Origin of the sequence: Mangrovimonas xylaniphaga (assembly GCF_001280435.1) — a bacterium.
GTDB lineage: Bacteria > Bacteroidota > Bacteroidia > Flavobacteriales > Flavobacteriaceae > Mangrovimonas_A > Mangrovimonas_A xylaniphaga.
This window is the reverse complement of the sequence record NZ_LBIP01000019.1, coordinates 111,973-126,281: the sequence shown is the minus strand read 5'-3', so window position 1 is coordinate 126,281 and position 14,309 is coordinate 111,973. Positions and strand designations below refer to the sequence as shown.

Here is a 14,309-nt window from a genome sequence, read left to right as displayed (position 1 = left end):
AATTAAACTTTAATTACTGTAGTGCGTTCAGATTTGCCACTTTCATTAAAAGATTCGATGGCGAAATAGTACTCTGTATCTTTATCCAAACCTCTGAAATCATAAAAATCATCTTCATAAACCATGATGCTGTTATATAGCTTATTAGGAGCTATGCCGTAATAAATATTATAGCCCATGGCATTAGCTTGCTTTTCCCAAGAAATCATGGCATTTCGAGAATCTTTCTGACTTCTTTTCACCTTAAAACCAGAAACTGATTTTGGCTTTTCTGACAATCCATTTCCAAAAACTCTAAAGTCTGAAACTGCAAATAACCCTGAAGCGTTATGGATATTCACCATCTTGATATAACGCGCTTGTATTGATTTTGTCAATTCTACATAATCATGCGGTACGTCTTTATCGTTTTTAGATTTATCAACCACCAAGGTCCAATTTTCAGCATCGCCAGACATAAAAATTTCATATTGGTAATATATGTCCATGGCTTTATTGTGCTGGGTTGCTTTATGATCGGCATAATTTATTTGCAACGCATTTATTTCCATTTTTCTGCCTAGATCCACTTGAAGCCACTCTCCCTTATCAGCCGTTGTGGCAGACCAATACGTTTGAATATTCTCATCGGTTAAGTTTGAAGCATCATAACAGATTCTTTCATATACTTTTTTACCTCCATGATCCATTCTATTTGTTTCAACATCTGCACATTCCTCAACAGAGGAAACTGTTACCGTTTTTTTGTAAGACAGTAACATCCATCCTGCCGAGGCTCCTTTTGTATGGTCTCTATTTTCTGTTGGAAGATAAATTGGAAAATCACCATAGGCGGTGATAGAATACATGATATCATCCTGATCGAAGCCAGCTGGAAACATGTCAATTCTTCGTTCAAAACGATCTTTTACAGAAATTTTACAGGTTCCTGTATTCCAATAATTACCATAATTATCCGCAAATGTATTGCCGTGACCAGCACCTACTACAAAGCCTCCCGGCTTGTAGGACATGGGATTGTGTTTTTGGTACATAAATGGCCCTAATGGATGATCTCCTACATGAACCCCATTAGCATAACCCTTAAATTCAGTGCCTGGAGCTCCATATTGTATATAATATTTGCCATTATGTTTAGTCATCCAAGCGCCTTCAATAAAATTGCCCCAAGGTGCAGGCTCCATGTCGTTATTTGGCCCAAAACGTTCCCAACCATGTGTGGCAGGATCCAAGCCAACAACGGCTTTTATTTCTCCATATGGTTTTTGAATATCCTCCACTTCGGTTGCTTGGTATAATGTCTCATAATCGGCTTGATTACCTTTTGGCAACCAAGTATTATAATCTACCTCAACTCCTACAAGCGGCAATTTTCCACTTGAACCGTAATACATATATACTTTACCATCGTCATCCTGAAAAATGGCAGGGTCCCAAGTTGGGAGCATTGCTGTATTGACATGCCTCGTCCATCTTCCTGATTTTGGATTGGCTGTTTTCCAAACTGGGTGATCTCTCTTCCAAGTGGAGCCCACATAAAACAAGGTGTCATTTACCACCCAGGCTGCAGGTGCGCATTGGTCATCATCTCCTGGACTCCTTTGAAAACTGCCATAAACAAAATTCCAATCGGACATATCTTTACTCCAGAAAAATCCAGCCTGATTGGTAGCAAACAAATAATAATCTCCTTTATAAGTAATAATTACAGGATCGGCACTTGAGCGACGGGACAGTGGAATCCCATTATGATTTTCAGTGGTATAATTGTATCCTATATTTATTGGGTTGCAATAAGTTGTTGCTGGTACATTAGGATCAAACCACTCGGTTTTCCCGTTTGACTGTGCCAACAATTTAAATGGAATTGATACGGCTACTATTGCAAACCCCAATAAAAACTTAATTTTATTCATATTTCAAAATGATCGTTTATTCTTTAAGCTTTTATTTTGTCAATTCAAATTCCTTCATCATCTCTGTTGTTGAATCCGTTCCAACAAACACTTGGAAAGTTCCCGGTTCGGCCACAAAATCCAATTCCGAATTATAGAATTTCAAATCCTCTACAGTTAGTTTAAAGTTTACGGTTTTGGTTTCTCCTTTTTTCAATTCAATCTTTTGGAAGCCTTTCAATTCCTTAACCGGTCTTGTTACAGACCCAACCAAATCACGGATGTAAAGTTGCACTACTTCCTTTCCATCGTAATCTCCACCGTTCGAAACATCTACCGAAACATCCAAAGTGCCATCCATGGACAAACTAGTTGTACTAATATTGAAATTACCGTATTCAAACTTGGTATAACTTAAACCGTAACCGAATGGATATAAAGGTTCATTGCGAACATCTAAATAGTTACTGCGGAATTTTTCAAATTTCCCTTCTTTATTACTTAAAGGCCGTCCCGTATTTTTATGGTTATAGAAAATTGGCACTTGACCAACATTCATTGGGAAAGTCGCCGTTAACTTACCTGAAGGGTTCACGTCTCCAAACAATACATCGGAAATTGCCAATCCAGCTTCACTCCCCGGGAACCAAACATTCAAGATAGCAGGCACTTTTTCATTTTCTTCAACTATAGCCAGAGGACGTCCGGTAAAAAGCACCATAACCACAGGCTTTCCTGTTTGCAATAAGGCATGTAGCAAATCTCTTTGCGCTTGTGGAATTTGAAGGTTCGTCACGCTACTGCTTTCCCCACTCAATTCGGCAGACTCTCCAATGGCAGCTACAACAACATCGGCTTTGGCCGCTACCGCCAAAGCTTCATTTAATAATTCCTTGTCACTTTTATTATCTCGTGGAATTTCCTTCCCAAACATGGTAATGCGTTTTTCATAGTCCACATCATAATCTACATTACTTCCTTTGGCATAAAGAATATTTGCTTGGTCACCAACAACGGTTTTAAGCCCCTCCAAAACGGGATTGGATTTGTCCTGTTTGGTTGCCACACTCCAAGTACCCGCCATATTAACAGCAGTATTGGCCAAAGGCCCAATAAGAGCAATTGTCCCCGATTTTTTAAGAGGCAGTAAATTATTGTCATTTTTAAGCAACACCATTGATTCGGCAGACACCCTTCTGGCAAAAGCCCTATTTTCATTAGTGAATACGTCTTTTTTAGGGCGTTCCAAATCGCAATATTTATAGGGATCCTCGAACAAGCCCAGTTTGAACTTGGCGGTCAAGATGCGCTTTACGGCAGTGTCAATATCTTCCATGGACACTTTTCCTTCATCCAAGGATTTCTTAAGCGTTCCCGATAAGCCTTCACCCACCATATCCATATCGATACCTGCCTTAAGTGCTAAGGCCGAAACTTGTTGTAAATCTCCCATACCATGATCTATCATTTCAGGAATTCCAGTATAATCGGTTACTACAAAGCCATTAAAGCCCCAATCGTGTCGCAATAAATCAGTCATCAACCACTTATTCCCAGTGGCCGGAATGCCATCAACTTCATTAAATGAGGCCATCAACGACCCTACACCAGCATCTACAGCAGCTTTATACGGTGGAAAATACTCGTTGTACATGCGAATATGACTCATGTCTACCGTATTGTAATCCCGACCAGCTTCTGGCGCTCCATATAAGGCAAAGTGTTTCACACAAGCCATCATGGTGTTGTCAGCTGTTAAATCGTCTCCTTGGTACCCTGCTACCATGGCTTTTGCAATTTCACTGGCCAAATAAGGATCTTCGCCATTTCCTTCGGAAACACGCCCCCATCGTGGATCTCTCGAAATATCCACCATAGGTGAAAAGGTCCAGTTGATTCCATCGGCCGTGGCTTCCTGAGCCGCCATTTGAGCCGTTTTTTTGATCATATCCATATCCCAAGAGGCTGATAATCCCAATGGAATTGGAAACGTAGTTTCATAACCGTGAATCACATCCATTCCAAAAATCAATGGAATTTTCAAACGGCTTTTTTCAACCGCAAAACGTTGCACTTCCCTTATTTTTTCAACAGACTTAATGTTGAACAAACCTCCTACTTGGCCTTGTTCTATCTTTTGAGCGATATTGGAACTTTGGGCCTGACCCGTGGTAATATCCCCTGAAGAAGGCAAGTTCAATTGTCCTAGTTTTTCTTCCAATGTCATTAACCCCAAAACCGAATCCACTTTGGATTGAAAAGGGTTTTCCTGCGAAAAACTGAAACTTTCCTCAGTTTTAGATTCTTGTTGGTTGCATCCTAAAAGTGACACAACAAATACTCCTACTGCAATTGTTTTTAATTGGGTTGATAATGTCTTCATGGTTAAAGTTTAGATTGAGAAAAAAGCCAAGGCAACAATCCCGGTTCTGCAAATGTGGAATCCCAGCTATTGTGATTGTCTTTGGCGTATAAATTAAAATTAGGTTTACCGCCATATTTTAAAATGGCGCTCACCATGTCTATTGATAATTGTGGCCTGACCACATCGTCATTGGCCCCGTGAAAAATCCACATAGGCACTTTGGTGGCATAATTTTCAGCCAACTCTGTATTGCCACCACCACAAATGGCAATGGCTCCGGCAAACATATCAGGCCTCCTGGAGAGGATTTCAAATGTCCCCATTCCGCCCATGGATAGACCTCCTACATAAACCTGTTCTTTTTTGACAAAAGATTTTACAGTGAATGCATCCATAAGTTTTAGCACCATATCCATAGCAGGGGTAGGCGCTGCATCTTTTGGGAATTTTAAACTGATAGGGTATGAACTCCTATCCACATCAGCATTGGCCCAATAACTTTCTTTTGGGCACTGCGGAAAAATGACAATAGCTGGAAAATCTTCTCTATTTTTTTCATTGGCAAATAATGCACTGCCGTGTACCAGTTGAGAAGTGTTGTCACTTCCCCGTTCCCCAGCACCATGTAAAAAAAGCAGTAATGGATATTGCTTACTTTCCGAAAAATCTTTGGGGTACATGATCCGGTATTTTAACGTATCATTTCCATGGATAAACAATTGTTTTTGATAAAATTCTTGCTGTGCAATTATGCTTCCTGCAGATAGCAACAAACATAGAAACACATATACTTTTAATCGATTCTTCATTATATTTTAATAACTAAAGCCCAAAATATTGAGGCCATTTTGAACATCTTCATTTTGCATAAACAACTCCCAAAGCAAACCTGTTCTATAATTTTCAATCATGATAATTTGAGGCCCTTGGTCTATGGCCAAATACCTCTCGGTTACCCAATTGTTGAATTGCGGACTAAAGGCATCATAAAAACCTGCAGGACCAAGTAAATCGTTGGCATAGAAATATTGCATGGCTGCCAAAGATTCCTCAGGAGTATAGGGAATAGAACTTACCGCCGCCGTAGGTGAAATAACACCTGTATCATTTTCTGGATCATGGGCGTTATAACCTACAGAACCGTCGGTATTTCTTGAATAACTAGCCGTTAATCCCCAACAATCTGGACCATAGTCAGCATAATTACCGGGATTGTCCACACAATGCTCGTAATTTATCAAGGTGTGGTTGGTATTTAAAGTCCAATAATTGGCGTACTGATCGGAAAGATTTCTAGGATCCAAGCCCAAATAGGAATAATGTGCCCAAAATAAGGGTCCCGTTCCCGAACCCACATGATCCAAAACCAGAGGAATTCCATAATCAGTCTCAGAAGACACAATAGCCCCATTATTGGCCCAACCTTGATGGTAAACTTCCGCTGAAATAGGATGATCCGGTGAAGCGGCTCCCAATATAAAGGCAATTAAAGTTTCGTTATAGCCTACCAATTCCAAGTTGATAGCGAAGTTATGGTTTGGACTCCAATGCCAGTATAAGGCATTCTGTTCCTGAGTGTACCAGTCCCACTCCACGCCTTTCCACAAAGCATCTGCCTGATTGGCCAAATTGATTTCTTCTTCAGAACCATTTTTGAAATACTCCTTGACACAGATTAATCCCTGAACCAAAAAAGCAGTTTCCACAATATCACCTCCATCATCCATGCTACTAAAAGGCAAGACATTGCCATTAGTACCATTTATCCAATGCGACCACGCACCGTGAAATCTGTCGGCTGTTTCAAAAAAGTTTAGGATTTGTGCCAATCTTTCTACCCCTTCAGCTCTCGAAATGTATCCTCTTTCAATACCCACCAAAATAGCCATCAAACCAAATCCGCTGCCTCCACTGGTTACGGTATTTTGGTCGTTGCTAGGATCGTTGAGATGGTAACGTTCCCTGGCGGCCCCGGAATTACTTTCGGCATAATCCCAAAAATATTTAAAGGTGCGTTCTTGCACCAAGTCCAACAACTCAATTTCAGGCAACGGGTCTATCACAACGGGATCATCATCTGTGGGATCGTAAGGTTCTTGATAGCCTGGACCATCATCGTTTCCACATGAAAAAATCACAAGGGATACCAAAAATATTTGCAAATAATATTTCAATTTCATTCCATCAATTTCTATCAACAGTAAACTCCAGTTTTTTCAAACCATGTTGTACATCTTTATTCTGCATAAACAATTTCCAAAACAGTCCTGTTCTATAATTTTCAATCATTACAGGAATAGGCCCTTGATCGATGGCCAAATACCGTGGTAAGAACCAAGGTTCCTGAAGACTAAAAGCATCATAAGGTCCATATTTCCCAATCAAGGAGTCTTGATTTTTGTACATATACTTCAGCATTTTCATACTAGCCTTTGGGGTATACGGAAAGGAGGACAAGGCTGCTGTAGGCGAGATAACCCCCAAGTCGTTTCCTGGCCTATGACCTGCATAACCTTTCATGGAATAACTTGAGGTCAAGCCCCATAAGCTATCACCATAGCCTTTGAAATGCTTAGGGTTTTCCTTGGCATATTCATGGTGAATAATGGCATGGTTTTGTGTCAATTCCCAATAATCAGCGTATTGATCTTTAAGTCCTCTTGGATCCAACCCTAAATAGGAATAATGCGCCCAGAATAAAGGCCCTATGGCATGGTCATCATGTTCATAATAATCAAGCACTAAGGCACGATGGTACATCGAGTCCTTAGAAGTAATGGCTCCACTTCTTGCCCATCCTTTATCATAAACCGATTTGGAAACAGGGTGTGTTGGCGAGGCTGCAGCCAAAACATACATGATCAAACATTCATTATAGCCTCCCACAGGGAAATTCATATCCCAACCAAAATTTGGAGACCAATGCCAATACAGAACATCTTCACCTCCTTTGGTATACCAATTCCATTCTACTCCTCGCCACAAATAGTCTATTTTTTTCGCTAGGTCTTTTTCACTTTCATTACCATCCTTGAAATACTCATATACCGTGAGCAGTCCCTGGACCAAAAAAGCGGTTTCCACCAAATCACCTCCATCATCCTTTTTACTGAACGGCACCACTTTTCCAGTTTCTCCATTTAACCAATGTGGCCAAGCACCATGAAAACGGTCTGCTTTTCCCAGAAAATCGACAATTTTATGATAGCGTTCTAAGGCTTCTTCCCTTGTAATAAATCCTCGTTCTACCCCCACCAAGATGGCCATCACTCCAAATCCGCTCCCGCCAATAGTCACAGTATTTTTTGGAGAGGTTGGATACACATCGTCCATATGCAGACGTTCCCTAGCCATTCCTGAATTGGGCTCTGCTCCTTCCCAAAAATATTCGAAGGTTTGTTTTTGAACAGTGTCCAAAAGCGTATCATCAGATAAGGTTTCTGAAATTTCAGTTGGCTCTTTTTTTGCTTCTTCTTTGGTTTCTTTCGTCTCTTTACAATTGAATGTCAGCATCACTACTGACAACAACAAAAGTATCTTGATATAATTTTGTGATTTCATTTTTTTACCCGTTGATTAAGAATTTTAGCGGCATTTTATTTGATTAAAATGCCGCTAAAACCAACTAAACTAACTCAAATAACACCTCTGATTACAGGATAACCAGAGCAATTCATTTTTGATTTAGAGCATGCTTTGAATTTCTTCTTGACTCAATTCTTTATCGAAAATTCTCAGTTCATCCATTGCACTGGTATCTCCCCAGTGATCCCAGTAACTAAATGTAGGACCACCAGCTCCAATATTAAGCTCGGTACAACCCGTCCAATCTACAGGAGAAGAGAACGTGCTAGTTAATTGCAATTCGCCATTGAAATATATCTTGCTTTCGGTAGCTGACACGGTAAAGGCAACGTGTACCCACTCCCCATTAGCAACGGTAATGACACCACCATCATTCCAACTTTCGCCAGATCCTATTCCAACATTCAACTTGATGCGCTGTTCTACATCGTTACCTTCCCTGAAGAGTCTAAATCCTTGTAAACGGTCATCAGCATTGGCCCCTACGGTTAAAATCCCAGACCTAGTTGCAGTGGCATTTACTTTATACCAGAAGGTACCACTAAAAGCATCTCCCAATCCCAATCCATCAAAAGGTACCGAAAGGTAACTATCTTCCATTGTGGTAGTGGCAGCCTGAAACGAATTGATTCCTTCATAAAAATCGCCAGCAAATCCGGGAGTTCCTGTCTCTGTTGCTGTGATATCACTAACCACATCATTAAAACTACCATCAAATGGCATGTACAACACTTGATCACTTTGGGCGATCATTTCTATAATTTCATTTTGGGATAAGGCTGAGCTGAACAATCTCAATTCGTCCATAGCACTAGTATCACCTAAATGATCCCAATAACTAAACGTTGGACCTCCAGCCCCAATATTAAGCTCTGTACAACCAGTCCAATCTATTGGAGCGGCCAATGTGCTTGTTAACTGTAGTACCCCATTAAAGTAAATCTTGGTTTCGGTATCAGAAATGGTAAAGGCCACATGAACCCATTCGTTATCGGCCACGGCAATAACTCCTCCATCATTCCAACTTTCACCTGTACCGGTACCAACGTTTAATTTAATACGTTGCTCTACGTCATTACCTTCCCTAAACAATCTAAATCCTTGAAAACGATCATCGGCATTGGCACCAATCGTCAAGATTCCAGATCTTGTAGCCGTGGCATCCACCTTATACCAAAATGCTCCACTCATAGTTGTAGACAACTCTAGATCTGCTATTGGAAATGACACGTAATTGTCTTGTGCCGCTGAAGTGGCTGCTTGAAGCGCATTCAATCCAGCAAAAGATTCTCCTGCAAATCCAGGGGCACCTGTTTCAGTTGCCGCTGTAGAAGATACCAACTCGGTATAATCACCATCAAAAGGCATATAGAAAATCTCCGTAGCATACATAGGTACGTATGGAGGTTCTTTGGAAAAATTATGGGTCTTTGTAAATACATTTCCCACAATATCGGTAGCTGTCACTTCCAAAGTATGCTCTCCCACCTCAACATTATCGTAAACCAACTCTCTGCTTACCACTCGATAATCCGTAAAACTATCATAGGAAGCTATTTGGCTGCCGTCTATAGAAACTGTAATTAGAATTAACTCAATATCATCTTCCGCCACAAATTCAATTTCCAAAGACGATATAGGTTCTGGATCTGAAATTGAAAATCCATCGGCAGGTTTCATAATATCTACGGTAGGGGCTCCTGCATCCGGTCCTGGATCTACTTCGGTAATTGGATCAATACCATCATAACAGGAAAACACCATAAGTATGGCTAAAAGCCCTAGGGTATATTTTAGTATTTTTTTCATCTTAAATTCGTTTAAAGTCGTTTTAGTTTCCGTTTCCTAATGGTAAGGCATCTACTTGAGCTTGTGGATAAGGCAACAATTCTTTATCTGCAGAAAAAGTTCTTCCATCATAGCTTAACTCATTGTATTCGTTTAGCCTGATCATATCATAGTAACGAATCCCCCATTCCATAGCCAATTCTGCAAATTTCTCGTCCATTACATCTTGAGAGGTCACTCCTGACAGAGAAGACAATCCTGCTCTTTCTCTTACTAAATTCACCGCCTGGTCTGCAGTCATACCGTTACCACTTGCCCCACGGGTAAGTGCTTCGGCATACATTAATAACACCTCTGCATACCTAATGCAAATCATGTTTTTCCCTGCCCCATAGGCATTTCTACCTTCCGTTAACTGTACGGATGGCAAATAATGTTTTCCACTTGCAAATAAGGCTCTAGAATAATCGTTAATAACATCTCCATCTGGTGTTGTATTGGAAATCCAACTTGGAAGTGTTGCATAATTAGGGTCGTCCATCAATTCATCCAAACCTCGATCTGTAAACAATACACTGGTTTGCAAACGAACCTCTTCCCCTCTATCCAACATAAACTTGATAAACTTCATACTAGGCTCATAGAATCCCCAACCGCCTTCGGCATTGGCTCTCGCCGGCGTCCAGCCTTGAGGTCCAAAAGGGGCATAGGTATGGTAAAAGGTATCTCCTGTTCCAGAACCATAATCTGAGAATTGCATTTCCAAAAGGCTTTCATCACTTAGCTCTCCAGGTATCTTAAACAGTTGATAAAAATCAGGATACAGTGAAAACTTATTGGAATTTATAATCGCTCCACAAGCATTGGCCACCTCTTGGTAATTCTCCATTTCTAGATTTGCTAACGCCTTGATAGCATAGGCCGTATATTGGGTAACCCCTCCCTGCACATCATTTCTTTGGTTAGGCCTCATGTCCGGCAAATTTGGAATAGCCTCGTCCATCATGTCTGAAATGTACTGCATCACTTCTTCTTTTGTTGCCACCCCTTGCGCAATTTCCCCATCGGGTTGAGAAGTGTTGATAATGAATATATCTCCCCAAACCTTTGCTAAATTTAGGTGTAAATAGGCTCTTAGCACTCTGGTTTCCGCCATGTATTGATCGGCTTCGTCATAATAGCTTTCATCGGCGAAATCTTTATAGCTCTGGATCAATTCGGAAGCGTTATTCACACTTGCAATGTCTGAATAGTGCAGATTCCAAAGAGAATTGTACATCCAATAGTCCTTATTGTAATTGAACAAATCTGTTTCTGCAAAATCCTGTTGATCTCCCAAACCTCCTGCATTAACATCGTCTCCTCTAACAGATAACAATAGTGGTTCTTCCCATCCTCTGGTATAAAATGCCTGATAAGCACCAATTAAAGGAAGGATCATATCACTGGTGTTTGTATAATCCACATCCCCTGTATTAAGCTGCCCTTCCTGCTCGTCAAGCTTACTGTTACAGCCCTGAAAACCGACCAAGACCAACAATGCCAAGGCACCTTTTGTTATTAATCTTTCTATATTTTTCATAATGCGATTTTTAAATTTTTATGTTAAGTCCAATTGTATATACTGCTGGTATTGGATAGGTTTGTCTATCCACTCCATTAGCAACTTCTGGATCAAATCCGTTGTACTTGAAGAATGTAAACGGTCTTTCTGCAGTAAAGGTGAGTCTTGTTTCGGGCATGTTTTTGCCTGCCAGTTTTTCACCCAAAATTGTATATGACAATTGAATATTTTGTATTCTAAAGAAATCTCCGTCCTCTACCCAAAAATTGCTCATTTTTTGGTTCCAACCCTTACGCAACCCTTTTGAAGAGGGGTAAGAATTACTGGTACCTTCTCCATGCCATCTATTTATAGCAAGGTCTGCATCCATATTGGTATCTTGGGTAAAGATGATTTCTCCTCTTTTTCTGTTGAGTATTTTGTTACCTGTTTGCCCATAGACTGCTACTGACAAATCAAAGCCTTTGTAAGACACGCCTATGTTTCCACCATACATAAAGGACGGTAAAAAGGATCCTAATACCACTCGGTCATCATCATTGATAACTCCATCGTTATTTTGGTCGCGGTAAATTAAATCTCCCGGCTCTAAACCATTTTCAACGGCAATTGGATCTGCATCAACTTGCGCTTGGTTTTGGTATACTCCAGCAGTTTCATATCCAAAAAAGGCCTGAATTGGCTCACCCACCATAGTTCTTTGACGGAATTCGGCAGAACCAGAATCGATATAAGGATCTGTCAAGCTTCTCGCTTCATTCTTCAAGGTTGTGAAGTTGGCCCCAATATGATAACTGAAGTCATCATTCACGGCTTGATCCCAATTCAACCCAATTTCAAATCCTTGGTTTCTGATTACCCCTGAGTTTCTCAATACATTTGAGTTAATAATTGGAACAAATACCGGCATGATGGCATTTTTGGTATCCCTGATGTAATAATCGGCATCGATAGACAAGCGATTATTGAATGTTTTTAAGTTAAGTCCGAAGTTTTTTTCCTCAATAACCTCCCATGTATTGTTGGTAAAGGTTGAGGTTGAGGTAAACCCTGGTGTTTGTACATCACCTATTGGAATAGAGATGTTGGTAATGGTATTGGATCCTGAACTTGCCGCAACATTGTCATTACCCAATTCTCCCCAACTCGCTCTTAATTTCAGATAATCGAAAACACCATTCTCGTTCATGAAGTCTTCTGAAGAAATCACCCATCCAATACCTACTGAAGGGAAATACCCCCAAGGGTCTTTGGTGAATTTGGAAGAACCGTCCGCTCTAATGGTTCCGTATAGTAAATACTTTTCTTTATAGTTATAAGCGGCTCTTGCAAAATAGGACACGCCATACAAGCGTCTTCCAATATCTCCATCGTCACCGTCACCGGCCAAGACAATCGACCCATCTTCCGCAAAATTCAAGTACCAAGAAGATTCGTAACCAATACCTGTGATATTCTCCCCTCTCACATTCAGCTTATGACTGGCCTCATCTCTGTAGGACGTTCCTGCCATAAGGGTTAAATTGTGATCCCCATAACTATCATTATAGGTTAGGATATTATCCCAAATTTGATTGGAATATGTCAATTGGTTTTGTCTTATCGAAGAAATGGTCTGAACATTATTTCCAAGAGTATATGGTAAATCTACATAACGCTCATCCAGCGCAGAAAAGTCATGACTGTAACTGGTTTTAAAGGTCAATTTATCTGGCACGAACTCATATTCAAAATAAATATTGGTCAACAACTTTCGTATTTTCAACTGGTTGTTGTTATAGCTCATATCCGGAAATGGGTTTTGTGTACCACGGTAACCCAATAACTGCGCATTGGAATATCTGATAGGCGTTGCTTCGGTATTCTGTTCATCATATACTGGCATGATTGGCACTGCAAAATACGCTTTGAACCAAGCCCCATTTTCCGCATTGTATTTGGTTGCGTTACTGAAAATAGAATTCACTCCCGTTCTGAAGCGATCCGTAATATTGATGTCTATTTTGGATCTAATATTAAAACGCTCATATTCGTTTTTCATATCCAAAATTCCTTCCTGGGCAAAATAGTTGGTCCCCACAGAATAGGTTGTATTCTCGCTTCCCCCACTCACACCAATACTATGACTGGAGATGGTGGCTGGTCTTAAAATTTCCTTGTACCAATCGGTATTGACATTTGGCACATTAGGATTCACCCTACTTCTACCAAAGCGCTCCATAGCATTTAACACGTAATCCACATCTGCCTGAGATCCGGATTCATAGGCCATAGTCACAAATTGTTCGGCATTAGCCATCTTCACAACATTTTGGGCATATTGTACTCCCGTATAGCCATCATATTCAAATTGAGGTTTTCTCTCACGCACCCCAGATTTAGTGGTAATGATTACCACCCCATTGGCTGCCCTTACACCATAAATTGCAGAGGAAGACGCATCTTTTAGTACCGTTAGAGTCTCAATATCCTTTGAGTTCAGGAAATCGATATTGTTATAGAACATCCCGTCCACTACATATAAAGGATTGGCATTGCTGGTATCGTAACTCCCAAGTCCACGTAGACGAATAGTTGGAGAGTCACCAGGAGAACCGGCACTAACCACTTGCACACCTGCGACCTTTCCTTGCATAGACTGCATAACATTGGCGGCCGGTGTTTTTTCAATTTCCTCTGATTTTACGGTGGAAATGGAACCGGTCAAATCCGATTTTTTCTGGGTACCATACCCCACCACAACAATTTCACCCAAAGACTCAATATCTTCTTCCATAACCACGTTGATGATAGTATCATCGCCTACGGTTATGGTGACAGGTTTAAGCCCCAAGGAGGTAAATTCGAGTTGTTCTCCTTTAGATACATTAATAGTATACCTCCCGTCAAAATCTGTAGTAGCACCTCTAGTAGTCCCCTTTACAATGATGTTAACCCCTATGAGAGGCATGCCATCTTCAGCACTAGTAATTGCACCACTAACTGTGATTTCCTGACAGAAAACTTCAAAAGAAAACAACAAAAAAGTTAGTAGAATAATTTTTGCTTTCATATACATTTGAATTAGAATTATTAGTTGATTCCAAGGTAAAATGTATTGGGATGATTTATA

The 14,309-nt window shown here is 40.5% G+C and carries 8 protein-coding genes; all 8 read right to left on the bottom strand.

Translation table 11 applies throughout. The features are described from left to right. Positions 1-2: 2 nt before the first annotated feature. The 8 genes from ZA06_RS14395 to ZA06_RS14360 all read right to left on the bottom strand — a co-directional run bounded on the left by ZA06_RS14395 (position 3) and on the right by ZA06_RS14360 (position 14,249). Positions 3-1,916: a family 43 glycosylhydrolase gene (locus tag ZA06_RS14395; RefSeq protein ID WP_053978192.1), complete on the bottom strand. Its 1,914-nt coding sequence runs from the start codon at positions 1,914-1,916 to the stop codon at positions 3-5. 31 nt (positions 1,917-1,947) lie between these two features. Next, on the bottom strand, positions 1,948-4,278 hold the full coding sequence (gene bglX, locus ZA06_RS14390) for a beta-glucosidase BglX (RefSeq protein WP_053978191.1): 2,331 nt from the start codon (positions 4,276-4,278) through the stop codon (positions 1,948-1,950). Positions 4,279-4,280: 2 nt separating this feature from the next. Beyond that, a complete protein-coding gene (locus tag ZA06_RS14385; protein WP_053978190.1) occupies positions 4,281-5,069 on the bottom strand; it encodes a carboxylesterase family protein in 789 nt (262 codons plus the stop codon). A 6-nt stretch (positions 5,070-5,075) separates the two neighbouring features. Continuing rightward, positions 5,076-6,440, bottom strand: a complete 1,365-nt coding sequence (locus tag ZA06_RS14380) for a glucoamylase family protein (RefSeq protein WP_053978257.1) — start codon at positions 6,438-6,440, stop codon at positions 5,076-5,078. Between the two features lie 4 nt (positions 6,441-6,444). Next, positions 6,445-7,821: a glucoamylase family protein gene (locus ZA06_RS14375; RefSeq protein WP_053978189.1), complete on the bottom strand. Its 1,377-nt coding sequence runs from the start codon at positions 7,819-7,821 to the stop codon at positions 6,445-6,447. A gap of 123 nt (positions 7,822-7,944) precedes the next feature. Then, positions 7,945-9,654, bottom strand: coding sequence for a LamG domain-containing protein (locus tag ZA06_RS14370; RefSeq protein ID WP_053978188.1), 1,710 nt, complete (start codon positions 9,652-9,654; stop codon positions 7,945-7,947). A gap of 22 nt (positions 9,655-9,676) precedes the next feature. After that, positions 9,677-11,215 carry a RagB/SusD family nutrient uptake outer membrane protein gene (locus tag ZA06_RS14365; RefSeq protein ID WP_053978187.1) on the bottom strand — a complete coding sequence of 513 codons (1,539 nt, stop codon included), beginning with the start codon at positions 11,213-11,215 and terminating at the stop codon, positions 9,677-9,679. 10 nt (positions 11,216-11,225) lie between these two features. Then, entirely contained in the window at positions 11,226-14,249 is a 3,024-nt protein-coding gene (locus ZA06_RS14360) for a SusC/RagA family TonB-linked outer membrane protein (RefSeq protein WP_053978256.1), read from the bottom strand. Positions 14,250-14,309: the final 60 nt, after the last annotated feature.

Coding starts and splice junctions, on each gene's coding strand:
- bglX (WP_053978191.1), bottom strand. CDS start 4,278: ATGAAGACATTATCAACCCAATTAAAAACAATTGCAGTAGGAGTATTT.
- ZA06_RS14370 (WP_053978188.1), bottom strand. CDS start 9,654: ATGAAAAAAATACTAAAATATACCCTAGGGCTTTTAGCCATACTTATG.
- ZA06_RS14360 (WP_053978256.1), bottom strand. CDS start 14,249: ATGAAAGCAAAAATTATTCTACTAACTTTTTTGTTGTTTTCTTTTGAA.
- ZA06_RS14380 (WP_053978257.1), bottom strand. CDS start 6,440: ATGAAATTGAAATATTATTTGCAAATATTTTTGGTATCCCTTGTGATT.
- ZA06_RS14365 (WP_053978187.1), bottom strand. CDS start 11,215: ATGAAAAATATAGAAAGATTAATAACAAAAGGTGCCTTGGCATTGTTG.
- ZA06_RS14395 (WP_053978192.1), bottom strand. CDS start 1,916: ATGAATAAAATTAAGTTTTTATTGGGGTTTGCAATAGTAGCCGTATCA.
- ZA06_RS14385 (WP_053978190.1), bottom strand. CDS start 5,069: ATGAAGAATCGATTAAAAGTATATGTGTTTCTATGTTTGTTGCTATCT.
- ZA06_RS14375 (WP_053978189.1), bottom strand. CDS start 7,821: ATGAAATCACAAAATTATATCAAGATACTTTTGTTGTTGTCAGTAGTG.